The 23,510-nt window shown below is 71.0% G+C and carries 18 protein-coding genes; 16 read left to right on the forward strand and 2 right to left on the reverse strand.

All coding sequences use genetic code 11. From position 1 onward, the window contains the following. Positions 1–36 precede the first annotated feature (36 nt). From ACTWP8_RS05775 to ACTWP8_RS05790, 4 genes are all read left to right on the forward strand, one after another. Positions 37–1,809 (forward strand): ABC transporter substrate-binding protein, encoded by a 1,773-nt coding sequence (locus ACTWP8_RS05775; RefSeq protein WP_443321053.1) that lies wholly within the window; start codon positions 37–39, stop codon positions 1,807–1,809. Between the two features lie 116 nt (positions 1,810–1,925). Further along, positions 1,926–2,924 carry an ABC transporter permease gene (locus ACTWP8_RS05780; RefSeq protein WP_443321054.1) on the forward strand — a complete coding sequence of 333 codons (999 nt, stop codon included), beginning with the start codon at positions 1,926–1,928 and terminating at the stop codon, positions 2,922–2,924. Continuing rightward, positions 2,921–4,021, forward strand: a complete 1,101-nt coding sequence (locus ACTWP8_RS05785; protein WP_443321055.1) for an ABC transporter ATP-binding protein — start codon at positions 2,921–2,923, stop codon at positions 4,019–4,021. Before ACTWP8_RS05780 ends, ACTWP8_RS05785 begins: the two co-directional genes overlap by 4 nt. Positions 4,022–4,035: 14 nt before the next feature. Beyond that, positions 4,036–5,157 (forward strand): ABC transporter ATP-binding protein, encoded by a 1,122-nt coding sequence (locus ACTWP8_RS05790; protein ID WP_443321056.1) that lies wholly within the window; start codon positions 4,036–4,038, stop codon positions 5,155–5,157. Positions 5,158–5,221: 64 nt separating this feature from the next. Here ACTWP8_RS05790 and ACTWP8_RS05795 read toward each other — a convergent pair whose 3' ends face one another. Continuing rightward, complete coding sequence (locus ACTWP8_RS05795) at positions 5,222–5,845, reverse strand: trimeric intracellular cation channel family protein (protein ID WP_443321204.1); 624 nt, start codon at positions 5,843–5,845, stop codon at positions 5,222–5,224. 122 nt (positions 5,846–5,967) lie between these two features. Between ACTWP8_RS05795 and ACTWP8_RS05800 the strand changes: the two genes are divergently transcribed. Next, positions 5,968–6,825, forward strand: a complete 858-nt coding sequence (locus ACTWP8_RS05800) for a thioesterase family protein (protein ID WP_443321057.1) — start codon at positions 5,968–5,970, stop codon at positions 6,823–6,825. Positions 6,826–7,003: 178 nt separating this feature from the next. Continuing rightward, entirely contained in the window at positions 7,004–8,173 is a 1,170-nt protein-coding gene (locus ACTWP8_RS05805; protein WP_443321058.1) for a cysteine desulfurase family protein, read from the forward strand. A gap of 25 nt (positions 8,174–8,198) precedes the next feature. On the opposite strand, the gene ACTWP8_RS05810 is transcribed toward ACTWP8_RS05805, so the two are convergent. Continuing rightward, entirely contained in the window at positions 8,199–8,939 is a 741-nt protein-coding gene (locus ACTWP8_RS05810) for an N-acetylmuramoyl-L-alanine amidase (protein WP_443321059.1), read from the reverse strand. A 133-nt stretch (positions 8,940–9,072) separates the two neighbouring features. On the opposite strand from ACTWP8_RS05810, the gene mnmA reads away from it, so the two are divergent. The 10 genes from mnmA (at position 9,073) to ACTWP8_RS05860 (ending at position 23,299) form a co-directional block, all read left to right on the forward strand. Beyond that, a complete protein-coding gene (gene mnmA, locus ACTWP8_RS05815; protein WP_443321060.1) occupies positions 9,073–10,230 on the forward strand; it encodes a tRNA 2-thiouridine(34) synthase MnmA in 1,158 nt (385 codons plus the stop codon). Between the two features lie 130 nt (positions 10,231–10,360). Then, positions 10,361–11,050, forward strand: coding sequence for an SDR family oxidoreductase (locus ACTWP8_RS05820; RefSeq protein WP_443321061.1), 690 nt, complete (start codon positions 10,361–10,363; stop codon positions 11,048–11,050). A gap of 5 nt (positions 11,051–11,055) precedes the next feature. Further along, entirely contained in the window at positions 11,056–12,066 is a 1,011-nt protein-coding gene (locus ACTWP8_RS05825) for a methionine synthase (RefSeq protein WP_443321205.1), read from the forward strand. A gap of 15 nt (positions 12,067–12,081) precedes the next feature. Beyond that, positions 12,082–14,271, forward strand: a complete 2,190-nt coding sequence (gene ligA / locus ACTWP8_RS05830; protein ID WP_443321062.1) for an NAD-dependent DNA ligase LigA — start codon at positions 12,082–12,084, stop codon at positions 14,269–14,271. Between the two features lie 218 nt (positions 14,272–14,489). After that, positions 14,490–16,619: a putative bifunctional diguanylate cyclase/phosphodiesterase gene (locus ACTWP8_RS05835; protein WP_443321063.1), complete on the forward strand. Its 2,130-nt coding sequence runs from the start codon at positions 14,490–14,492 to the stop codon at positions 16,617–16,619. 701 nt (positions 16,620–17,320) lie between these two features. Beyond that, complete coding sequence (gene gatC, locus ACTWP8_RS05840) at positions 17,321–17,617, forward strand: Asp-tRNA(Asn)/Glu-tRNA(Gln) amidotransferase subunit GatC (RefSeq protein ID WP_443321064.1); 297 nt, start codon at positions 17,321–17,323, stop codon at positions 17,615–17,617. A gap of 2 nt (positions 17,618–17,619) precedes the next feature. Next, entirely contained in the window at positions 17,620–19,113 is a 1,494-nt protein-coding gene (gene gatA / locus ACTWP8_RS05845; RefSeq protein ID WP_443321065.1) for an Asp-tRNA(Asn)/Glu-tRNA(Gln) amidotransferase subunit GatA, read from the forward strand. Then, positions 19,110–19,349 carry a hypothetical protein gene (locus ACTWP8_RS05850; protein WP_443321066.1) on the forward strand — a complete coding sequence of 80 codons (240 nt, stop codon included), beginning with the start codon at positions 19,110–19,112 and terminating at the stop codon, positions 19,347–19,349. Before gatA ends, ACTWP8_RS05850 begins: the two co-directional genes overlap by 4 nt. Before the next feature lie 15 nt (positions 19,350–19,364). Then, positions 19,365–20,870, forward strand: coding sequence for an Asp-tRNA(Asn)/Glu-tRNA(Gln) amidotransferase subunit GatB (gene gatB / locus ACTWP8_RS05855; RefSeq protein WP_443321067.1), 1,506 nt, complete (start codon positions 19,365–19,367; stop codon positions 20,868–20,870). 299 nt (positions 20,871–21,169) lie between these two features. Further along, positions 21,170–23,299, forward strand: a complete 2,130-nt coding sequence (locus tag ACTWP8_RS05860; protein WP_443321068.1) for a phosphocholine-specific phospholipase C — start codon at positions 21,170–21,172, stop codon at positions 23,297–23,299. The last annotated feature ends 211 nt before the right edge of the window (positions 23,300–23,510 follow it).

Genomic DNA, 23,510 nt, shown 5'->3' on the forward strand with positions numbered 1-23,510 from the left:
CGTGCGGGCCGTGACTGACACGGAGGATCCGAGATCGTGACAACCCAACGCACAAGAGGGCGACGCGCGCAGGTCGCGGCGTCGGCCGTCGTGGTCGCGGCGCTGCTGTCCACAGCGGCGTGTGGCGGCGGTGGCGGCGACGACAAGAGCGGGGCCGCGGGCTTCAACGCCGGCAACAACAAGGTCGCCAATGCCTCGACCAAGAAGGGCGGCACGCTGAAGTTCGCCGGTGTCCAGGACGCTGACTCCTGGGACCCCACGCGCGGCTATTACGGCTTCGCCTGGAACTTCATGCGCTACTACAGCCGCCAGCTGGTGACCAGCGCGACGGAGCCGGGCGCGAAGGGCACCGAGCTCGTCCCCGACCTCGCCACCAGCAAGGCCAAGGTCGCCGACGGCGGGAAGACGTACACGTACACCCTGCGCGACGGGATCACCTGGGAGGACGGCAAGCCGATCACCTCCAAGGACATCAAGTACGGCATCGAGCGCGTCTGGGCCCAGGACGTCCTCTCCGGCGGTCCGGTCTACCTGAAGGACACGCTGGACCCGAAGGGCGAGTACAAGGGCCCGTACAAGGACAAGTCCAAGGACAAGCTGGGTCTGAAGGCCATCGAGACGCCGGACGACAAGACCATCGTCTTCAAGCTGCCCTCCCCGAACAGTGACTTCGAGGAGATGCTGGCGCTCACCTCGGCCTCGCCGGTGCGGCAGGACAAGGACACCAAGTCCAAGTACGGTCTGAAGCCGTTCTCCTCGGGCCCGTACAAGTTCCAGTCGTACACGCCGAACAAGTCCCTGGTGCTGGTCCGCAACGAGAACTGGAAGCAGTCCTCCGACCCGGTCCGCAAGGCGTACCCGGACAAGATCACGCTCAATCTGTTCACCAACGCCGACGACATGGACAACCGCCTGATCTCAGGCGACTACGACCTGGACATCAACCAGACCGGTCTGTCCCCGCAGGGTCGTACGAAGGCGCTGAAGCAGCACAAGGACAACCTGGACAACCCGGTCTCCGGCTACATCCGGTACGCGGTCTTCCCGCAGACCGTGAAGCCGTTCGACAACATCGAGTGCCGCAAGGCCGTGATCTACGGAGCCGACCACAAGTCGCTGCAGACCGCGCGTGGCGGCCCCCTGGCGGGCGGTGACATCGGCACCAACATGCTGCCGCCCACGGTGCCGGGCTCCGAGGGCCAGAAGTACGACCCGTACGGCACCGCCAAGAACGATGGCAAGCCCAACACCGCCGAGGCCAAGAAGGCGCTGAAGGCCTGCGGCAAGCCGAACGGCTTCAAGACCACCATCGCGGTCCGCAACAACAAGCCGGTCGAGGTGGCCACCGCCGAGTCGCTGCAGGCGTCGCTGAAGAAGATCGGCATCGACGTCGACATCGACCAGTACGACGGTTCGCAGACCACCGGCATCATCGGCAACCCGGACGTCGTCAAGAAGAAGAACTACGGGATCATCATCATGGGCTGGGGCCCGGACTTCCCGTCGGTCCAGGGCTACGGCCAGCCGCTGTGGGACAGCAAGTACATCCTGTCCAACGGCAACAACAACTACGCGATGATCAAGGACAAGGCGATCGACGCCAACTTCGACAAGTTCGTCACCGAACTGGACGAGGCGAAGAAGGAACAGCTCGCCAAGGACATCAACCATCAGGTGATGGAAGGCGGGTACTACCTGCCCTTCGTCTTCGAGAAGTTCATCAACTGGCGCTCCGGCCGGTTGACCAATGTCTACACGACGGACTCGTACAGCGGCATGTACGACTTCGTCAACCTGGGCGTGAAGTAACCCCACCGGCACACCCGCCGTACTGCACGAAGGGCAGGTGAAGGTCTGAGCGGCGCGGCCGCGGGGCACTGGACAATCTCCGGTGACCCCGCGGCCCGCCGCCGGACCGAAGAGCAGTGCTCGCATACCTCATCAGGCGGCTGTTCGCCGTCGCAGTGATGCTGGTGGTCATCATGCTGGTGGTCTTCGGCATCTTCTTCTTGATCCCCAAGTGGACGGGCGTCGACCCGGCCACGATGTACGTCGGCAAGCAGTCCGATGCGGCGGCGCTGGAGGGCATCCGGCAGAAGCTCCAGCTGGACGACCCGATCTACGTCCAGCTCGTGGAGTTCTTCAAGGGCATCTTCGTCGGCCGCACTTACTCGGGCGGCGGCGACGTCACACAGTGCGCGGCGCCCTGCTTCGGCTACTCCTTCCGCAGTGAGCAGGCCATCTGGCCGGTGCTCGCCGACCGCCTGCCGGTGACCCTGTCGCTGGCCGTCGGCGCCGCCATCCTGTGGGTCATCGGCGGCATCGCCGCCGGTGTGCTCTCCGCGCTCAAACGGGGGACGGTGTGGGACCGCTCGGCGATGATGGTCGCCCTCTCCGGCGTCTCGCTGCCGATCTACTTCACCGGCCTGCTGTCGCTGGCGATCTTCAGTTACGGACTCGGCTGGATCAACGGTCAGTTCGTACCCCTGGAGGACAGCTTCTCCGGCTGGATCGGCGGCATGATCCTGCCCTGGCTGACCCTTGCGTTCCTGTACGCGGCGATGTACGCCCGGATCACCCGCGCCACCATGCTGGAGATCATGGGCGAGGACTACATCCGCACCGCCCGCGCCAAGGGGCTGCGCGAGCCCGTCGTCATCGGCAAGCACGCCATGCGCTCCGCCATGACCCCGGTGCTCACGCTGCTCGGCATCGACCTGGGCGCGCTGATGGGCGGCGCGATCCTGACCGAGACCACGTTCAGCCTCCCCGGGCTCGGCCAGGCCGTGCTCAAGGCGATCAGTGAGCGCGACCTGCCGGTGATCCTCGGTGTCACACTGATCACCGCGACGGCGGTGGTCGTCGCCAACCTCATCGTGGACATCCTGTACGGCGTGATCGACCCCCGAGTGAGGCTGGGATGACCGACCACCTGAGCAAGACCGGCGCGGCGGTGGGTGAACCGGTCACCGACTCCGCCCCGCCCAGGGCGTTCCTCGAAGTACGCGATCTGCACGTGCACTTCCCCACCGACGACGGTCTCGTCAAGTCCGTCGACGGACTCAGCTTCCAGCTGGAGAAGGGCAAGACGCTCGGCATCGTCGGGGAGTCCGGCTCCGGCAAGTCCGTCACCTCGCTCGGCATCATGGGCCTGCACACCGCCGGGCAGTACGGGCGGCAGAAGGCGCGGATATCCGGCGAGATCTGGCTGGACGGCGAGGAACTGCTCTCCGCCGACCCGGACCGGGTGCGGAAGCTGCGCGGCCGTGAGATGGCCATGATCTTCCAGGACCCGCTCTCCGCGCTGCACCCGTACTACACCATCGGCAAGCAGATCGTGGAGGCGTACCGGGTCCACAACGACGTGGACAAGAAGGTCGCCCGCAAGCGCGCGATCGAGATGCTCGACCGGGTCGGCATCCCGCAGCCCGACAAGCGGATCGACGCCTATCCGCACGAGTTCTCCGGCGGTATGCGGCAGCGCGCGATGATCGCGATGGCGCTGGTCAACAACCCCGAGCTGCTGATCGCCGACGAGCCGACGACCGCCCTCGACGTCACTGTCCAGGCGCAGATCCTCGACCTGATCCGGGACCTGCAGAAGGAGTTCGGCTCCGCGGTCATCATCATCACCCACGACCTGGGCGTCGTCGCCGAGCTGGCCGACGACATCCTGGTGATGTACGGCGGCCGGTGCGTGGAGCGGGGAAGCGCCGAGAAGGTCTTCTACGAGCCCCGGCACCCGTACACCTGGGGCCTGCTCGGCTCGATGCCGCGCATCGACAAGGAGCAGACCGAGCGGCTGATCCCGGTCGAAGGGGCCCCGCCGTCGCTGATCAACGTCCCGAGCGGCTGCGCCTTCAACCCGCGCTGCCCGTACGCGGACGTACCCAAGGGCGGTGTCACCCGCACCGAGCGGCCCGAGCTGCGCGAGGTGGGCAGCGGCCACTTCTCCGCCTGCCACATGTCGCCGGAGGACCGGCAGCGGATCTGGACCGAAGAGATTGCGCCGAAGCTGTGAGCGAGGACGAGCACATGACGATCCCCGACCAGGCCGGCGCGGCCGGGACCGCTGTGACCAAGGCGGACCCGGCACCCGGTGAGCCCCTGCTCAGGGTGACGGGCCTGAAGAAGCACTTCCCCATCACCAAGGGTGTGCTCAAACGCCAGGTGGGCGCGGTCAAGGCGGTCGACGGCATCGACTTCGACGTACGGGCGGGGGAGACCCTCGGCGTCGTCGGCGAGTCCGGCTGTGGCAAGTCGACCATGGGCCGGCTGATCACCCGGCTGCTCGAACCCTCCGGCGGGAAGGTCGAGTTCGAGGGACAGGACATCACGCACCTGAGCACGGGCAGGATGCGCCCGCTGCGCCGGGACGTCCAGATGATCTTCCAGGACCCGTACTCGTCGCTGAACCCGCGGCACACGGTCGGCGCCATCGTCAGCGCCCCCTTCAGGCTGCAGGGGGTGCGGCCGGAAGGCGGCGTCAAGCGCGAGGTCCAGCGCCTCCTGGAGATCGTCGGGCTCAACCCCGAGCACTACAACCGCTATCCGCACGAGTTCTCCGGCGGTCAGCGGCAGCGCATCGGCATCGCGCGGGCGCTGGCCCTGAAGCCGAAGCTGGTGGTGGCGGACGAGCCGGTCTCCGCGCTCGACGTGTCGATCCAGGCCCAGGTGGTCAACCTGCTGGACGACCTCCAGGACGAGATGGGCCTGACGTACGTGATCATCGCCCATGACCTGTCGGTCATCCGGCACGTCTCGGACCGGATCGCGGTGATGTACCTCGGCAAGATCGTCGAGCTGACCGACCGCAAGTCGCTGTACGAGTCGCCCATGCACCCGTACACCCGCGCCCTGCTCTCCGCGGTGCCGGTGCCGGACCCCAAGCGGCGTGCCAAGCGCGACCGCATCCTGCTCCAGGGCGACGTTCCCTCGCCGATCTCGCCGCCGAGCGGCTGCCGGTTCCACACTCGCTGCTGGAAGGCAACGGAGATCTGCAAGACGCAGGAGCCGCCGCTGCTGGCGCTGAAGACGGGGCACCAGGTGGCCTGCCACCACCCGGAGAACGCGCCGGACCAGGCGCCGGCGGACGCCCCGCTGCCGGGTGCGGCGGAGGCTGTGCAGGTCGTCAAGGCCGAGAAGGGCGACGCCTGAGGAGCCGTACGGTGCCCCGGCGCGCGCCGGGGCACCGCAGGGGCAGTGCCGGGCACCTGCCGGTTTACGCGGTCCGGTCCGGCCGGTTGCCGTGCGGCCGCGGCAGGTGCAGCCCGAAGTAGACGGCGGCGATGCGCAGGGCGAAGACCAGCCCCGCCGACAGAGCGGCGTTCGGCTCGTCGCTCACGCCCGCCGCGTCGAGCGCGAGATAGAGCGCGGCTCCGGCCGCCGCGGCCGTCGCGTACACGTCCTCGCGGAGCAGCAGCGGCGGGAACTCCCCGCACAGCACGTCGCGGATCACCTCGCCCGTCACCCCGGTGATGACGCCGAAGATGACCACGGCGAGGGGCGTGACGTCCGAGTCGATGGCCGCGCGGGCGCCGATCACCGTCACGACCGCGAGCCCGGTCGCGTCGACGACCAGCAGGGAGCGCTGGGGCAGCTGCCAGAAGCGCAGATACGCGATGGTGGCCACGCCGACCCCCATGATCACGGTCAGCAGCACCCAGTCGTGCGTCCAGTACAGCGGGTGCCGGTTGAGCATCAGATCCCGCAGCGTGCCGCCCGAGATGGAGGCGGCGAAGGCCAGCGCCAGCCCGCCGAACGGATCCATGTTCGCCCGGTGTGCGGCGAGCACCCCGCTCGCCGCGAACGCCGAGACGCCCACCAGGTACAGCACGTGCAGCATGATCTTTCCCAGCGTCGGTCCGTGCCCCAGCCGCCGGAGCACCGGCGCATCATCTCAGGTCCCGGGATGTTGTTGAAAATGGGGCTACCCGCGAGTAATAAATCCGTGTAGCCTGCATGCCCATGGCACAGGGCATCGCACAGGCAACCATCGGGGACAGCGAGTTCGACCGCGACACGACGGTCACGCGCCGCGCCCCGGGGGTCTACGGCGTCGAGCTCTCCGAGGGCTGGACGATCATCCACGCCGTCAACGGCGGCTATCTGCTCGCGCTGCTCGGCCGGGCCCTGGGCGAGGCGCTCCCGCACCCCGACCCGCTCACGATCACCGCCCACTACCTCACTGCATCGCGGCCGGGACCGGCCGAGATCCGCACCGAGACCGTGCGCGCCGGGCGGAGCATGTCCACCGGCCAGGCCTCCCTGTTCCAGCGCGACGAGGACGGCGCCGAGGTCGAGCGCATCCGCGTCACCGCCCACTACGGGGACCTGTCCGCCCTGCCCCATGACGTCCGTACGTCCGCCGAGCCGCCGGCCATCCCGCCGTACGAGCACTGCCTCGGCCGCGGGGACGCGCCGGACGGCTCCTCGCCCATCCCCGGCAGCACGGCGATCACCGACCGCCTCGACCTGCGGCTCGACCCGGCCACGGCGGGCTGGGCCGTGGGGGCGCCGTCCGGACGGGGCGAGATGCGCGCCTGGTTCGGCCTGGCCGACGGGCGGGACGCCGACCCGCTCTCCCTGTTGCTCGCCGTTGACGCCCTGCCGCCCACCGCCTTCGAACTCGGCCTCATGGGATGGGTTCCCACCCTCGAACTCACCGTCCACATACGCCACCGCCCCGCGCCGGGCCCGCTGCGGGTGGCGGTCACCACCCGGAATCTCGCGGGCGGTCTCCTGGAGGAGGACGCGGAGGTCTGGGACAGCGAGGACCGCCTGGTGGCCCAATCCCGCCAGCTGGCGCGGGCCGTGATCGCCTGACGGCGTCCGGCCCTGATCGCCTGAGGCGCTCGGCCCTGATCGCCTGAGGCGCTCGGCCCTGATCGCCTGAGGCGCTCGGCCCTGATTGCCTGAGGCGCTCGGCTCTGACGCCTGACGGCGCCCGGCGCCGCGGGCGCGGGGCGGAGGCCCGGGCCGCGCTCGTAGAATCGGGGGCATCATGGCCTACCTCGACCACGCCGCCACCACCCCGATGCTCCCGGAGGCGGTGCAGGCGATGACCGCCCAGCTGACCGTCACCGGGAACGCCTCCTCCCTGCACGCGGCCGGGCGGCGAGCCCGCCGTACGGTCGAGGAGTCCCGCGAAGTCCTCGCCGCCGCGCTGGGCGCGCGGCCCAGCGAAGTGGTCTTCACCGCGGGCGGCACGGAGTCCGACAACCTCGCCGTCAAGGGGCTGTACTGGGCCCGCAGGGCTGCCGACCAGCGGCGCACGCGGGTGCTGGCCAGCCCGGTCGAGCACCACGCGGTGCTCGACGCCGTCGACTGGCTCGCCGAGCACGAGGGCGCGCGCGTCGAGTATCTGCCGGTCGACCCGTACGGCCGGGTCCACGCGGATGCGCTGCGCGAGGCCATCGCCCGCGATCCCTCGGACGTCGCGCTCGCGACCGTCATGTGGGCCAACAACGAGATCGGCACGGTCATGCCGGTGCGCGAACTCGCCGACGCGGCCGGTGAGTTCGGGATTCCGCTGCACGCGGACGCCGTGCAGGCCTTCGGGCAGCTGCCGGTCGACTTCGCGGCCTCCGGCCTCGCCGCGATGACCGTCAGCGGGCACAAGATCGGCGGCCCGTACGGCATCGGCGCGCTCCTGCTGCGCCGCGAGGAGGCCCCGGTCCCGCTCCTCCACGGCGGCGGGCAGGAGCGGCACGTACGCTCCGGCACCCTCGATGTGCCCGCCGTCGCGGCGTTCGCGGCCGCGGCCGGGCACGCCGCCGGGCACCACGACGACTTCGCCCGCGAGATCGGCGCGCTGCGCGACAAGCTGATCACCGCCGTCCGTACGGCGGTTCCGGACGCCGTCCTGGGCGGCGATCCGGACCCGGCGGGCAGGCTGCCCGCCAACGCGCACTTCTCCTTCCCCGGCTGCGAGGGCGACTCGCTGCTGCTGCTCCTGGACGCTCAGGGCATCGAGTGCTCCACCGGCTCGGCCTGCACCGCAGGGGTCGCGCAGCCCAGCCACGTCCTGCTGGCCACCGGCACGGACCCGGACCTGGCCCGCGGCACCCTTCGCTTCTCGTTCGGCCACACCTCCACGGCCGAGGACGTGGACGCGGTCGCCGAGGCGATCGGCCCGGCCGTCGAGCGGGCACGCACCGCGGGTCTGTCGTAACGCGGCAGGGCCGCGGGTCGGGGGATCAGGCCTCGCGTATGAGCTTCATGTAGCGGTCCCAGTCCCAGTGCGGGCCCGGGTCGGTGTGGTCGGTCCCGGGCACCTCCACGTGGCCGACGATGTGCTCGCGGTCCCTCGTTATGCCGTACCGCGCGCAGATCCCGGCGGCCAGGCGCGCCGACGAGCGGTACATCGCGTCGGTGAACGAGCCCGGACGGTCCACGAAGCCCTCGTGCTCGATCCCGACGCTGCGCTCGTTGTAGCCCAGGTTCCCCGCGTGATACGCGACATCGAGCTCGCGGATCATCTGCGCGACATGCCCGTCCTTGCGCACCACGTAGTGAGAGGCGGCGCCGTGCTCCGGATCCTGGAAGACCTTGAGCGCCACCGCGTAGCTGCCCTGCACGACATGGATGACCACACGGTCGATCACGTAGTCGGCGGGCCGGTCCGCGCGGCGCCAGTTGGCGGTCGAGGCCGGTATCCACTCGGCGCCCCTGTGGTCGAGCTCGCCCTCCTTGCGGGGCTTGTCCACGCCCGGCAGGCGCCACCACCACCGGGGAGGGCCCTCCGCCGCCACGTAACCGGCCGAACCGGCCGTGCCCAGCAACGCCGCGCCGCCGATCAGCAGACCACGGCGGCCGATGCCCGTACGGCGGTCACGGCGGTCGCGGTTTCCACGGCTGTCGTGACGTTCAGGGTTGTCGTCGCTGTCGTAGCTTTCACGGCTGACCTTGCGGGCGTCCTCGCCGGTCCGCTGCTCCATCCGCCCCCCTCCTCCCCGGCTCTCCCCGGCCCCGGCACGTACGCCGTCGTTCCCCGGCCACAGCCCGTCTGCCGTTCACCGCACCGATAACGCTTTCGGGGCCCCGGCTGGTTCCCCTTACTCTGGTAGAGCTATGAACAACTTCCCAGGCGCACCGACCGGTCCCAGCGACGGGCGCCGCCTCCGTGTACTCGCCGCCATGTCCGGCGGCGTCGACTCCGCAGTCGCCGCGGCCCGCGCCGCCGAGGCGGGTCACGACGTGACCGGCGTCCACCTCGCCCTCTCCGCCAACCCGCAGTCCTTCAGGACCGGAGCCCGCGGCTGCTGCACGATCGAGGACTCCCGCGACGCGCGCCGGGCGGCCGACGTGATCGGCATCCCCTTCTACGTCTGGGATCTCGCCGACCGGTTCCGGCAGGACGTCGTCGAGGACTTCGTCGCCGAGTACGCGGCGGGCCGCACGCCCAACCCCTGCCTGCGCTGCAACGAGAAGATCAAGTTCGCTGCGCTGCTGGACAAGGCCCTCGCCCTCGGCTTCGACGCCGTCTGCACCGGCCACTACGCGCGCGTGGACGTCCGCGAGGACGGTACCCGCGAGCTGCACCGCGCCACCGACATGGCCAAGGACCAGTCGTACGTCCTCGGGGTCCTTGACGAGCGCCAGCTGGCCCACGCGATGTTCCCGCTCGGCGACACCCGTACCACCAAGGACGAGATCCGCGCGGAGGCAGAGGCCCGCGGCCTCGCCGTGGCCAAGAAGCCGGACAGCCACGACATCTGCTTCATCGCCGACGGCGACACCCAGGGCTTCCTCACGCGCCGTCTCGGCACGGCCGAGGGCGACATCGTCGACGAGAACGGCGCCAAGCTGGGCACCCACTCCGGCGCGTACGGCTACACCATCGGCCAGCGCAAGGGCCTGCGCCTCGGCGTCCCCGCCCCCGACGGCAAGCCGCGCTACGTCCTGGACATCTCCCCGGTGGACAACACCGTCACTGTCGGCCCCTCCGAGGCCCTCGACGTCATCGCCCTCACCGGCACCAAGCCCCGCTGGTGTGGCACGCCCCCTCCAGGACCCGGCACGTACACCGCGCAGCTGCGCGCCCACGGCGGCGAGACCGAGGTCAGCGCGGAGCTGGTGGACGGCGCGCTGCGCGTGACCTTCTCCGAGCCCGTCCGCGGCGTGGCCCCGGGCCAGGCGGTCGTCCTCTACGAGGGCACGCGCGTCGTCGGCTCCGCGACGATCGCGACGACGGAGCGGCGGGAGCGGGCGGCCGCGGCGCAGAGCTGAGGGCGGCGGCGCAGAGCTGACAGCCGCGGCGCAGAGCTGAGGGCGAGCCAAGGGGTAGCGCTGCGTAAGCGTTCACGCACGGCAGTGGCCGGTTGCAAGGCCGGTCCTCACCGTGCGGCAAGCTGGGTCCATGACTGCACATCTGATCACCGGAGCGGGCTCCGGCATCGGCGCGAAGGTCACCGAGCGGCTGGCCGAGCGGGGTGACGAGCTGTGGCTGCTGGCGCGTGACGCGGGCCGCGCCAAGGAGCTGGAGCGGCGCTTCGCCGGGGCCCGTACGGTCGTCGGAGACCTGGCCAACCCGGAGAAGCTGTCCTGGGCGCTGAGCCACCAGGAGCTCCCGGACCGGCTCGACTCGCTCCTGCACATCGCGGGCGTCGTGGAACTCGGCGACATCGGCGAGTTGACCCCCAAGGCGTGGAACGCGCAGCTCGCCGCCAACCTCGTTGCCCCCGCGGAGCTGACCCGGCTGCTGCTGCCCCAACTGCGGGCCACCCGCGGCCATGTGGTGTTCGTCAACTCCGGCGCCGGGCTGCGGGCCAACGCCCAGTGGGGCGCCTACGCCGCCAGCAAGCACGGCCTCAAGGCGCTGGCCGACTCCCTCCGCGCCGAGGAGCACGACAACGGTGTGCGCGTCACCTCCGTCTACCCCGGCCGTACGGCCACAGCCATGCAGGCCGACGTACACCGGCAGGAGGGCAAGGCGTACGACGAGTCCCGCTGGATCGACCCCGCCTCGGTCGCGACGACGATCCTGACCGCCCTGGACCTGCCGCGCGACGCCGAGATCACGGACCTGTCCGTACGGCCGGGGCGGTGAGCGGCATGACGGGCATGAACTCTCCTTGGCGCCCGGCGACCGCCACCGGCGTCGGGTCGATGCCGGGGACGGACGCGCGGGAGGCCGCGAAGACGGTCACCGGGTCGCTGGAGGAGTTCCCGCACCTGCCGGAACTCCCCGCCCGCGGGCCCGGCGCGGACATGATCGGCCGTACGGCGGGGCTGCTGGCCGAGATGTACGCGCGCGTGGAGCCGAGCGGCTGGCGGTTCGGTGACCGGCCGGGCCGGGACACCCGGCGCGCCTGGTCCTGGCTGGGCGAGGACCTCGACGCGCTCGAGGAGTTCACCCAGGGCTACGAGGGCCCGCTGAAGGTGCAGGCCGTCGGACCGTGGACACTCGCGGCCGCGCTGGAGCTGAAGAACGGCGAGGCCGCCCTGTCCGACGCGGGAGCCTGCCGGGACCTCGCCGGGTCGCTGGCCGAGGGGCTGCGGGGCCACCTCGCCGAGGTGCGCAGGCGAGTGCCGGGCGCCCAGGCCGTCCTGCAGCTCGACGAGCCGTCGCTCACCGACGTGCTGCGCGGCCGGGTGAAGACAGCCAGCGGCTACCGCACGCACCGGGCCGTCGACCGGGCCGTGGTCGAGGGCGCGCTCCGGGACGTGCTCGCCGTGGCCGGGGACGGCCCGGCCGTCGTCCACTCCTGCGCGCCGGACGTGCCGTTCGGGCTGCTGCGGCGTGCCGGGGCCACCGGCATCTCCTTCGATCTCGGACTTCTCACGGAGCGTGACGAGGAACAGATCGGCGAGGCCGTCGAGGGCGGCACGGCGCTCTTCGCAGGAATCGTGCCGGGCACGGACGGTCCATTGTCAGACCCTGCCGGTAGCGTCGGGGGTGTCAGGACGCTGTGGCGCAGGCTGGGGCTGTCGCCGGGGACACTGAGCGAGTCCGTGGTGATCACTCCGGCGTGCGGTCTCGCGGGTGCCTCGCCGGGGTACGCCCGCGCGGCGCTCGCCCACTGCGTCCGGGCGGCGAGATCGCTCGCGGACAACCCTGAGTGACGGGAGGATGCAACGGTGGCTGGCGAACAGCAGGCGACAGTGCCCGCCGAGATGCGGGAACAGCACCGACAGCTCGCTGAGCAGGTCGAGGAGCACCGCTTCCGGTACTACGTGAAGGACGCCCCGGTCATCAGCGACGCGGAGTTCGACCAGCTCCTGCGGTCCCTTGAGGCGCTGGAGAACGAGTATCCGGAGCTGCGCACCCCCGACTCTCCCACCCAGAAGGTCGCCGGGCAGTACGAGACCGAGTTCACCGCCGTCCAGCACCGCGAGCGGATGCTCAGCCTCGACAACGCCTTCGACGATGCGGAGCTGGAGTCCTGGGTCGACAGGATCGCCCGCGAACTGGGCGATTCCTCCTATCACTTCCTGTGCGAGCTCAAGGTCGACGGCCTCGCCGTCAACCTCACCTACGAGCGCGGGCGGCTCACCCGCGCCGCCACCCGCGGCGACGGCCGCACGGGCGAGGACATCACGCCCAACGTCCGTACGATCGCCGAGATCCCGGAGCGGCTGCGCGGGGACCGCATCCCGGACCTTGTGGAGATCCGCGGCGAGGTCTTCTTCCCGATGGAGAAGTTCGAGGAGCTCAACGCGGCCCTGGTGGAGGCGGGCAAGCCGCCGTTCGCCAACCCGCGCAACGCCGCGGCCGGTTCGCTGCGCCAGAAGGACCCCAAGGTCACCGCCACCCGCCCGCTCCACATGGTGGTGCACGGTATCGGGGCCCGCGAGGGCTTCGGCATCAGCCGCCTGTCGGAGGCGTACGGGCTGCTGCGCGAGTGGGGCCTGCCCACCGCGAAGGCGTACAAGGTGGTGGACTCCCTGGAGGGCGTGCGGGAGTTCATCGCGTACTACGGCGAGCACCGCCACTCGGTGGAGCACGAGATCGACGGAGTGGTCGTCAAGCTCGACGAGGTGCCGCTGCAGGGCCGCCTCGGCTCCACCTCGCGCGCCCCTCGCTGGGCCATCGCGTGGAAGTACGCGCCCGAGGAGGTCAACACCAAGCTGGTGGACATCCGGGTGGGCGTGGGCCGAACGGGCCGGGTGACGCCCTACGCGGTAGTGGAGCCGGTCAAGGTCGCAGGCTCCGAGGTCGAGTTCGCCACGCTGCACAACCAGGACGTGGTCAAGGCCAAGGGCGTGCTGATCGGGGACACCGTCGTGCTGCGCAAGGCGGGCGATGTGATCCCGGAGATCCTCGGTCCCGTCGTGGACCTGCGGGACGGCACCGAGCGGGAGTTCGTGATGCCGGCCCGGTGCCCGGACTGCGGCAGCGAACTGCGCCCCGAGAAGGAGGGCGATGTCGACCTGCGCTGCCCCAACGCCCGGTCCTGTCCTGCCCAGTTGCGGGAGCGGATCTTCTATCTCGCGGGCCGCAGATGCCTGGACATCGAGAGCTTCGGCTATGTGGTGGCCAGCGCCCTCACCCAGCCCCTGGAGCCGTCCGAGCCCCCGCTGACGGACGAGGGCGATCTGTTCAACCTCACGGTCGAGCAGCTGCTGCCCATCAAGTCGTATGTCCTGGACCAGGACACCGGCCTGCCCAAGCGCGACCCCAAGACGGGCGAGGAGAAGGTCGTCACCCTCTTCGCGAACCAGAAGGGCGAGCCGAAGAAGAACACCCTGGCGATGCTGGAGAACATCGAGGCCGCCAAGCAGCGCCCGCTCGCGCGGATCATCACCGGTCTCTCGATCCGTCATGTCGGCCCGGTGGCGGCGGAGGCCCTGGCCAGAGAGTTCCGCTCGCTGGACCGGATCGCGCAGGCGGACGAGGCCGAGCTTGCGGCTGTAGAAGGGGTCGGACCGAGGATCGCGGCCTCGGTGAAGCAGTGGTTCGAGGAGGACTGGCACCGCGAGATCGTGGAGAAGTGGCGGGCCGCCGGGGTGCGGCTGGAGGAGGAGGGCGGCGAGGAGCGAGGGCCCCGGCCCCTCGACGGCCTCACGGTCGTCGTCACCGGCACCCTCGACTCGTACACCCGCGACGGCGCGAAGGAGGCGCTGCAGAACCTCGGCGCGAAGGTGGCCGGTTCCGTTTCGAAGAAGACCGGTTTCGTCGTCGTGGGTGACAACCCGGGATCGAAGTACGACAAGGCCCTCCAGCTGAAGGTGCCCGTGCTTGACGAGGACGGCTTCGCGGTGCTGCTCGAGCAAGGGCCGGGCGCGGCGCGGGAAGTTGCCGAAATGTCAGAGGCGTCCGCCGAATAGCCGTCAGAGATCACCCGTTCAGCGCATACCGGACCGTTCCGGGTTCCTGGGTCGCATTCGGGCAACCGCAGCCGATCGCTGCCCGTTCAAGCGTTTTGCAGCCTACTGTTGAAGTGTGCGCCTCCCGTGCACAGCTGCGCGGTGGGAACTGACGTGGTGGCATCGGAAGGGGTGCCGCTTCATGGCGTGGGCACCGCCGGCTGTGAGAGGGACGGGAGATGAAACCCACCGAAAGCGCCGATCCGGCGTCACGGCTGCGCCGGATCACCGTGCCCGGCATGCCGGTCGCCGTGATCCTCCTGGCCGTACTGGCCCTGGTCACCGGCGTCGTACGGGTGCTCGGCGAGGGGCATGCGCTCTTCCCCGACGCCACCGCCGGCTGGTCGCTCGCCGTCCTCACCGGCATCATCGTCGGCCATCTGGTCGCGCTCGGCCGTGACCGCTGGTGGGGCGGCACCGGCTCCGGCGCCGCCCTCACCCTCGCGGTCCTGCTGCTCTACGGCTGGGTGTCGGCCGTACTGGTCAGCCTCGCTGTCGTGGTCCTGGTCAGCGCCGCCCGCAGGCACCGCTGGAAACAAGGGGTGTTGCACGGCGCCGTGGACATCCTCGGCATCGGGGCCGCGGCGCTCACGCTGGCCGCCTTCGGCACCGTGCCCACCGTCGAGGCGCCCTGGTCGCCCCGGACCTGGGGCTTCCTCGACCTCCCCGAGGTGGTGCTGGCCGCGCTCGCGTATCTCGCGGTGACCCGCGCCCTGCTCTGGTCCTCGATGGCACCGCGCGGCGGCGGGCTGCCGACCATCGCCCGGACGGCCCTGGCCCGGCAGGCACTCGTCGGAGTTGCGCTGCTCGGCATCGCCCCCCTCATCTGCGTCGTGGCGGTCGCCAAGCCGGTGCTGCTGCCGCTGTTCGCCGTCCCCTTAATCGCCCTGGACTCCACGCTGTGGATCGCCCGCGCCCGGGCGGAGGAGCAGCTCCGCGACCCGCTCACCGGGCTCCCGAACCGTCAGTGGCTGCTGGAGCGCACCTGGACCGCGCTCGACGAAGCCGAGCGGATCGGCGCGCGATCCGCACTGGTCCTGATCGACCTCGACCGGTTCCGGTCGGTCAATGACACGCTCGGGCATCTGGCCGGAGACCGCCTGCTGCTGCAGATCGCCGAGCGGCTGCGCGTCGCCCTGCCCCGCGGCGCGGAGGCGGCCCGCCTCGGCGGCGACGAGTTCGCGGTCCTCCTCCCCACCGCCGACTCCACCACCAGCGCCACGCGCGTGGCCCGCCAGCTCGTCGCCGCCCTCGGCTCCCCGCTCGACCTCGACGGGCTCACGCTCGTCCTGGAGGCCAGCGCCGGAGTCGCCGTCTTCCCCGAGCACGCGCTGGATGCCGAAGGGCTGCTGCGCCGTGCCGACGTGGCGATGTACCAGGCCAAGCGGGACCGCAGCGGTGTCGAGGTGTACGAGGCGAAGCGGGACGGCAACACCCCCGACCGCCTTGGTCTGCTGGGCGATCTGCGACGCGCGCTCGACGCGGGCGATGTCGAGCTGCACTACCAGCCCAAGGTCGGCTTCGACGGGCGGGTCGCGGGACTCGAGGCGCTCGTACGGTGGGTGCATCCGGAGCGCGGCCGGGTCAGCCCCGACGAGTTCATCGCCATCGCCGAGTCCTCCGGCCTGATGCCGCACCTCACCGAGTACGTCCTGGAGACCGCGCTCGCCCAGGTCGCCAAGTGGCGCGCTTCGGGCCTTGAAGTGCCGGTCGCCGTGAACGTCTCGCCGCGCGACGTCCATACGCCCGGCTTTGCGGGCGCGGTCGCCGCCCGGCTCGCCCGGCACGGCGTCCCGCCGGGTGCGCTGCAGCTGGAGATCACGGAACACGTCCTGCTCGAGGACCCGCAGCGCGCCGCGGACACCCTGGCCGGGCTGACCGGCCACGGCGTGAAGATGTCGCTCGACGACTTCGGCACGGGTTACTCGTCGCTGGTGCACCTGCGGCGGCTGCCGGTGAGCGAGCTCAAGATCGACCGGTCTTTCGTGGCCCGTCTCGCGGTCGACACCGAGGACGCCGAGATCGTCCGGTGCACCGTCGACCTCGCGCACTCGCTCGGGCTGCTCGTCGTCGCGGAGGGCGTCGAGGACGACGAGACGTGGGAGCGCCTCCGCGACCTCGGCTGCGACGCGGTCCAGGGCTGGCTGGTCGCCGCTGCGATGCCGCCGGACGAGACGACGGCGTGGCTCCGCCTGCGCGGCGAGCGCGGCTGGCACCGCCTCGCCTCGGGCGAGACCGAAGACGAACCGGAGCCTGAACACGCGGCGATCGAAGGCGCCGAAAGCCCCACCGGCCAGCCGGTGAAGTAACCCCCAAGTAACCCCCGACGTGGCACCTGCCCGGCCGCGCGCCCCCGTACGCCGTGCGCACCCCCGGCACCCTGCGGCCGGTCCGGCGCACGGCCGGGCCCCGCCGCGGCGGGAAATCTCCCGGCGGCCGGTCCGGCGCCGCCGGACCCGCTACGACGGAAGACCTCCCGGTCAGGAAACCCGCCCCAGGCGAACCGCACCCGCCGCGCACGGACTCGTACCGCCCCTTGCGCGCCTGGTGTCCCGTGCGTTGACACCGCGGCCGGTCCGGCGCACGGCCGGACCCCGCCGCGGTGGGAAGCCCTCCCGGCCGGGCGAGACGCCCAGGCGAATCCGCCCCGCCGCGGGCGCGGACCCGTACGGCCCTTGCGTGGCCGGCGTACCGCGCGTTGCGGTCGGCCCGTGCTTGGGCACCCCCGGACAGCACCGCGGGCGCTGCCCGCCGCGCGGGCGCCTTTCTCCGCCCCGCCGCGGGCGGGCCGCCGGTGCGGTGGGCGGAGGCTGCGCGGGGTGGGTGAGCGGGGTGGGTGAAGAGGTGCGGCCCCTTCTTGATTTTGGGGCGGGTGGGCGGGGACGAAGCGGTGCCGGGCGCAGCCCGGTGGCCCTCAACCCACAGCGGGAGGCGAAAGGGTTTCGCGACCACCGTCGCCGCCGCCATAGGATTGGCCCGGAACCTACACACTCACCCTGAGGATCGCTGCATGCCTGGCATCACGCGCGAGGAGGTCGCCCACCTCGCCCGGCTGTCACGTCTGGAGCTGACGGACGAAGAGCTCGACCACTTCGCCGAACAGCTCGACGTGATCATCGGCGCGGTCGCCCGCGTTTCCGATGTGGCCGACGAGGACGTACCCCCGACCTCCCACCCGCTGCCGCTGACCAATGTCATGCGGGCCGACGAGGTCCGACCTTCGCTCACCCAGGAGCAGGCCCTGTCCGGCGCCCCGGCGCAGGAGCAGCAGCGTTTCAAGGTGCCGCAGATCCTGGGGGAGGAGTGAGCATGACCGACCTGACCAGGCTCACGGCCGCCGAGACCGCCGCGAAGATCGCCTCCGGCGAGCTGACCGCGGTCGCCGTCGCCGAGGCCCACCTGGCCCGGATCGAGGCCGTCGACGAGAAGGTGCACGCCTTCCTCCACGTCGATCGCGAGGGCGCGCTCGCCCAGGCCCGCGCCGTCGACGAGAAGCGCGCCCGCGGCGAGAAGCTCGGCCCGCTCGCCGGCGTCCCGCTCGCCCTGAAGGACGTCTTCACCACCGAGGGCATCCCGACCACCTGCGGCTCGAAGATCCTCGAGGGCTGGATCCCGCCGTACGACGCGACGCTCACCAAGCGCCTCAAGGAAGCGGACGTCGTCGTCCTCGGCAAGACCAACATGGACGAGTTCGCCATGGGGTCCTCCACCGAGAACAGCGCGTACGGCCCGACCGGCAACCCGTGGGACCTCACCCGTATCCCCGGCGGCTCCGGGGGCGGGTCCTCCGCCTCCCTCGCCTCCTTCCAGGCCCCGCTCGCCATCGGCACGGACACCGGCGGCTCCATCCGCCAGCCCGCCGCCGTCACCGGCACCGTCGGCGTCAAGCCGACCTACGGCGGCGTCTCCCGCTTCGGCCTCGTCGCCTTCTCCTCGTCCCTCGACCAGGGCGGCCCCTGCGCCCGTACGGTCCTGGACGCGGCGCTGCTCCACGAGGTGATCGCCGGGCACGACCCGCTCGACTCCACCTCCATCGACGCCCCGGTCCCGCCGGTCGTCGAGGCGGCGCTGGGCGGCGACGTCCGCGGCATGCGGATCGGCGTCGTCAAGGAGTTCGCGGGCGAGGGCTACCAGGCCGGCGTGATGCAGCGGTTCAGCGAGTCCGTCGAGCTGCTGCGCGAGCTGGGCGCCGAGGTCACCGAGATCTCCTGTCCGTCCTTCGACAAGGCGCTCGCCGCGTACTACCTGATCGCGCCGAGCGAGTGCTCCTCGAACCTCGCCCGTTTCGACGGCCTGCGCTACGGCCTGCGGACCGGCGACGACGGCACCCGCCCCGCCGAGGACGTCACGTCCCTCACCCGCGCCGAAGGCTTCGGCCCCGAGGTCAAGCGCCGCATCATGCTCGGCACGTACGCGCTCAGCTCCGGCTACTACGACGCGTACTACGGCTCCGCTCAGAAGGTCCGCACGCTCATCAAGCGCGACTTCGAGAAGGCCTTCGAGCAGGTCGACGTGCTGGTCTCGCCGACCACCCCGACCACCGCGTTCCCGATCGGAGAGCGCGTCGACGACCCGATGGCGATGTACCTCGCCGACCTGTGCACCATCCCGTCCAACCTGGCCGGCAACGCCGCCATGTCGCTGCCCTGCGGCCTCGCGCCGGAGGACGGGCTCCCGGTGGGGCTGCAGATCATCGCCCCCGCCATGAAGGACGACCGGCTCTACAAGGTCGGCGCCGCGGTCGAGGCCGCGTTCACCGCCCGCTGGGGACACCCGCTTCTCGAGGAGGCTCCGTCGCTGTGAGCAAGCTGCAGAAGGCCAAGGGCTTCAAGAAGTCGAAGGCCGGCACGTACCTGTCCATCGGCACCTCGCTGTTCGGCGCGGTCGGCATCGTCAAGCAGGCGAAGAAGGCCCGCCTGGAGAGCGACCGGCTGATGCTCGCCGACGCGGTGATCTCCGCGGCCGCCATCGTCACCGGCGTCGCCCTGCTCGTACGCGAGCTGCGCCGCCTCGGTGACGACGACGTCCTCGCGGGCTGAAGGGTTGAAGCTGAAGTGACCGTCACTGAACTGGTGTCGTACGAGGACGCGCTGACGGCGTACGAGCCCGTGATGGGCCTCGAGGTCCACGTCGAACTCGGCACCGCCACCAAGATGTTCTGCGGGTGCTCCACCGCCCTGGGCGCCGAGCCCAACTCGCAGACCTGCCCGACCTGTCTCGGCCTGCCCGGCGCGCTCCCGGTCATGAACGCGGCCGGCGTCGAGTCCGCCATCCGGATCGGCCTCGCGCTCAACTGCGAGATCGCGGAGTGGTGCCGCTTCGCCCGGAAGAACTACTTCTATCCGGACATGCCGAAGAACTTCCAGACCTCGCAGTACGACGAGCCGATCGCCTACAACGGCTATCTGGACGTCGAGGTCGACGGCGAGACCTTCCGGGTCGAGATCGAGCGTGCCCACATGGAGGAGGACACCGGCAAGTCCACGCACGTGGGCGGTGCGACGGGCCGTATCCACGGTGCGACGCACTCGCTGCTGGACTACAACCGGGCCGGCATCCCGCTCATCGAGATCGTCACCAAGCCGATCGTCGGGGCCGGGGACAAGGCCCCGGAGGTCGCGCGGGCGTACGTCGCCGAGCTGCGCGAGCTCATCAAGGCGCTCGGCGTCTCCGAGGCCCGCATGGAGATGGGCCAGATGCGCTGCGACGTGAACCTCTCGCTCCGCCCCATCGGCGAGGAGAAGTTCGGCATCCGCTCCGAGACGAAGAACGTCAACTCACTGCGCAGCGTGGAGCGGGCGACCCGCTTCGAGATCATGCGGCACGCCGCGATCCTCGGCGACGGCGGGAAGGTCATTCAGGAGACCCGGCACTTTCATGAGGAGGACGGCTCCACGACCTCCGGCCGCGTGAAGGAGGAGGCCGAGGACTACCGCTACTTCCCGGAGCCCGACCTGGTGCCGGTCGCCCCGACGCGGGAGTGGGTCGAGGAGCTGCGGACCACGCTGCCCGAGCTGCCGCGCGTACGGCGGATCCGGCTGCGCGAGGAGTGGGGCATCTCGCAGCACGAGATGCAGTCCGTGCTCAACGCGGGCGCGATCGGCCCGATCGTCGCCACGATCGAGGCGGGCGCCCCGGCCGACCAGGCCCGCAAGTGGTGGATGGGCGAACTGGCCCGCCGCTCCAACGAGGAGGGCGTCGAGCTGACCGCCCTGCCGATCACGCCGGAGCAGGTCGCCCGGGTGTGCGCGCTGGTCGCCGAGGGGTCGCTCAACGACAAGCTGGCGCGGCAGGTCATCGAGGGCGTGCTGGCGGGGGAGGGCGACCCGGACACGGTCGTCGAGAAGCGCGGCCTGAAGGTCGTCTCGGACGACGCGGCGCTCGGCGCGGCGGTGGACGAGGCCATCGCGGGCAATGCGGCCATCGCGGACAAGATCCGCGGCGGCAAGGTGCAGGCGGCGGGCGCGCTGGTCGGCGCGGTCATGAAGGCCACCCGCGGCCAGGCGGACGCGGCGCGCGTCCGCGAGCTGATCCTGCAGAAGCTGGGCGTCGAGGCCTGACGCCCGCAGCGACGCGACCGCCCGAGGGGCGGGCCTCCCCAGTGGAGGCCCGCCCTTCTGAGGTCGGGTCGGCCGGAGGCTTGGGGTCCGGCCGTGTGCGCGAGGGTCTGCGCCTGTGAGGTCGGGCGGGCCGGAGGCTGGTGGGGTCCGGCCGTTTGCGCGAGGGTCTGCGCCTGTGAGGTCGGGCTGGCCGGAGGCTGGTGGGATCCGACCGTTTTCCGCCAAGCCGTCCGCAGGACTATCCGCGGCCACCTCCCATCACTACCGTCCCGGCGTCACTTGACGATCGGGAGGCTCTCTTGGCTACGGACATCTCACGGCGGCGGCTGCTCGCCCTGGGCGCGGGCACGGCCGGCGCGGCGGCAGCGGGCTCCCTGCTGCCCCCCTCGCTGCAGTCGGCGCTCGCCGCCGAGCCCCCACCAGGCGGCCTGAGCGCGATCAAGCACGTGGTGATGCTGATGCAGGAAAACCGTTCTTTCGACCACTACTTCGGCACCCTGCGCGGCGTACGCGGCTTCGGCGACCGGAACGCCATCCAGCTGCCCTCCGGCAAGTCCGTCTTCGAGCAGCCCAGCGGCCCGCAGAAGACCGTCCTGCCCTTCCCCGTCCGCGACGCCGCCGAGGCGCAGAAGAAGGACCTGCAGTACATCGGCGACCTCGACCACAGCTGGGACGGCGGCGCCACGGCCTGGAACAACGGCTGGATGGACAACTGGGTCCCGGCCAAGACCGCGGCCACCATGGCGTACTACGACCGCCGGGACGTGCCGCTGCACTACGAGCTCGCGGACACCTTCACCATCTGCGACGCCTACCACTCCTCCATCCACAGCTCCACCAGCCCCAACCGCAACCACCTGGTCAGCGGCTGGACCGGCTACGAGGCGAACGGCAACCGGGCCGTCGGCAACGACCCGTACGACGAAGACAGCCACCCTGGCTACACCTGGACCACCTACGCCGAGCGGCTGGAGAAGGCCGGCCGGAACTGGAAGACGTACCAGGAGTGGGACAACTTCCAGGACAACAATCTCGAGTTCTTCGCCGGCTTCAAGGCGGTCGCCCGCAAGGCTCTCGCCAAGGCCGGGGACTTCAAGAACACCGAGGGCTTCTACGCCAAGGTGCGCGACAGCGCGACGCCCGAGGACGAGCGCAGGCGGCTGCTCGGCCTCCTTGAGGAGGGCGTCGCCGCCCTGACCCCTGCCGAGCGCAGCCTGTTCGAGCGCGGGCTGCGCCGCGGCGAGAGCGGCAGCCTGGCCGAGAACTTCCGCAAGGACGTCGCCGCGGGCACGCTGCCCGAGGTGTCGTACCTGGTGCCCTCGGCGGCCGACTCCGAGCACCCCGGCGCGTCCTCGCCGGTCGCCAGCGCCACCATCGTCTACAAGGTGCTCGACGCCCTCGCCTCCCACCCGGACGTCTGGCGGCACACCGCCGTCTTCATCGACTACGACGAGAACGACGGCTTCTTCGACCATGTCCCGCCGCCCGTCCCGCCCCAGGACGGCCAGGACTCCGAGGACGAGATCTGGAAGGGCCGCCCCACCGGCCTGGGCGTCCGCGCCCCGATGCTTGTGATCTCGCCCTGGACGGTCGGCGGCTACGTCTGCTCCGAGGTCTTCGACCACACCTCCGTGGTCCGCTTCCTCGAGAAGTGGACCGGCGTCGAGGAGCCGAACATCACCCCCTGGCGCCGCAGGGTCACCGGCGACCTCACCTCCGCCTTCGACTTCCGGAGCGGCCGCCCGCTGCCCGAGCTCGACCGGCCGGCCCCGATCCCGCCCTTCACCGGCCGCTGGCGGCCGGTGCCGCCCGCCGAACAGCAGATGCCGGTTCAAGAGCCCGGCACCCGGCGGGCGCGCCCGCTGCCGTACCAGCCGGACGCCCACGCCCGGATCGACGGGCGGAAGGTCCGCCTCCTGCTGGTCAACACGGGCAGCTCCAGCGCGCACTTCGCGCTCTACCCGTACGCGGGCGAGTTCAAGGATCCGCAGCACAAGGACGTCAAGGGCATCGCGGGGTGGGAGGTGCCGGTCGCAGGGGACGCGTACCGCTTCACGGTCACCGGGCCGAACGGCTTCCGGCGTGAGTTCGCCGGTCCCGCGGCGGGCAAGCACGCGGGCGTCGGCGCCGCGGCCGAGGTCGCCACCCGTATCGACCCGCGCGACCGCGACGTCGTCCTCACGCTCGCCAACCGGGGCACCGAGCCGCTCACCTTCACCGTGCGCCCCACCGGTTACGTGGATGAGGCGGACCTGTGGGACTGGACGCGGGAGGTCGTGGTGAAGCCGGGCCGCAGCCGGACGGTCGTCCACTCGGCCGCGGACGCCCACGGCTGGTACGACCTGACCGTCGCCGTCACGGAGGACCCGGCCTTCCACCGCCGCCTCATGGGTCACATCGAGAACGGCCGGGAGAGCGTCAGCGGCTGATCCCGGCGCGTACCGCTGGACAGCCGGTCCGCAGATGGACGGCTGGTGCGCAGATGTCGGCATCCGCAAGGACGGCTCGCTCCGCGAGACCGTCCTTTCGGACATTTCGGTGTGACTAACCACACGAAACGGTCAATTGATCTCTCTCGGCTGCCACAGTGTTCGGCGTACGTATCGGGTCCTTTGAGGGCTCTTGTCCGAAAAAGATCCA

Source organism: Streptomyces sp. 7N604, assembly GCF_052245475.1.
GTDB lineage: Bacteria > Actinomycetota > Actinomycetes > Streptomycetales > Streptomycetaceae > Streptomyces.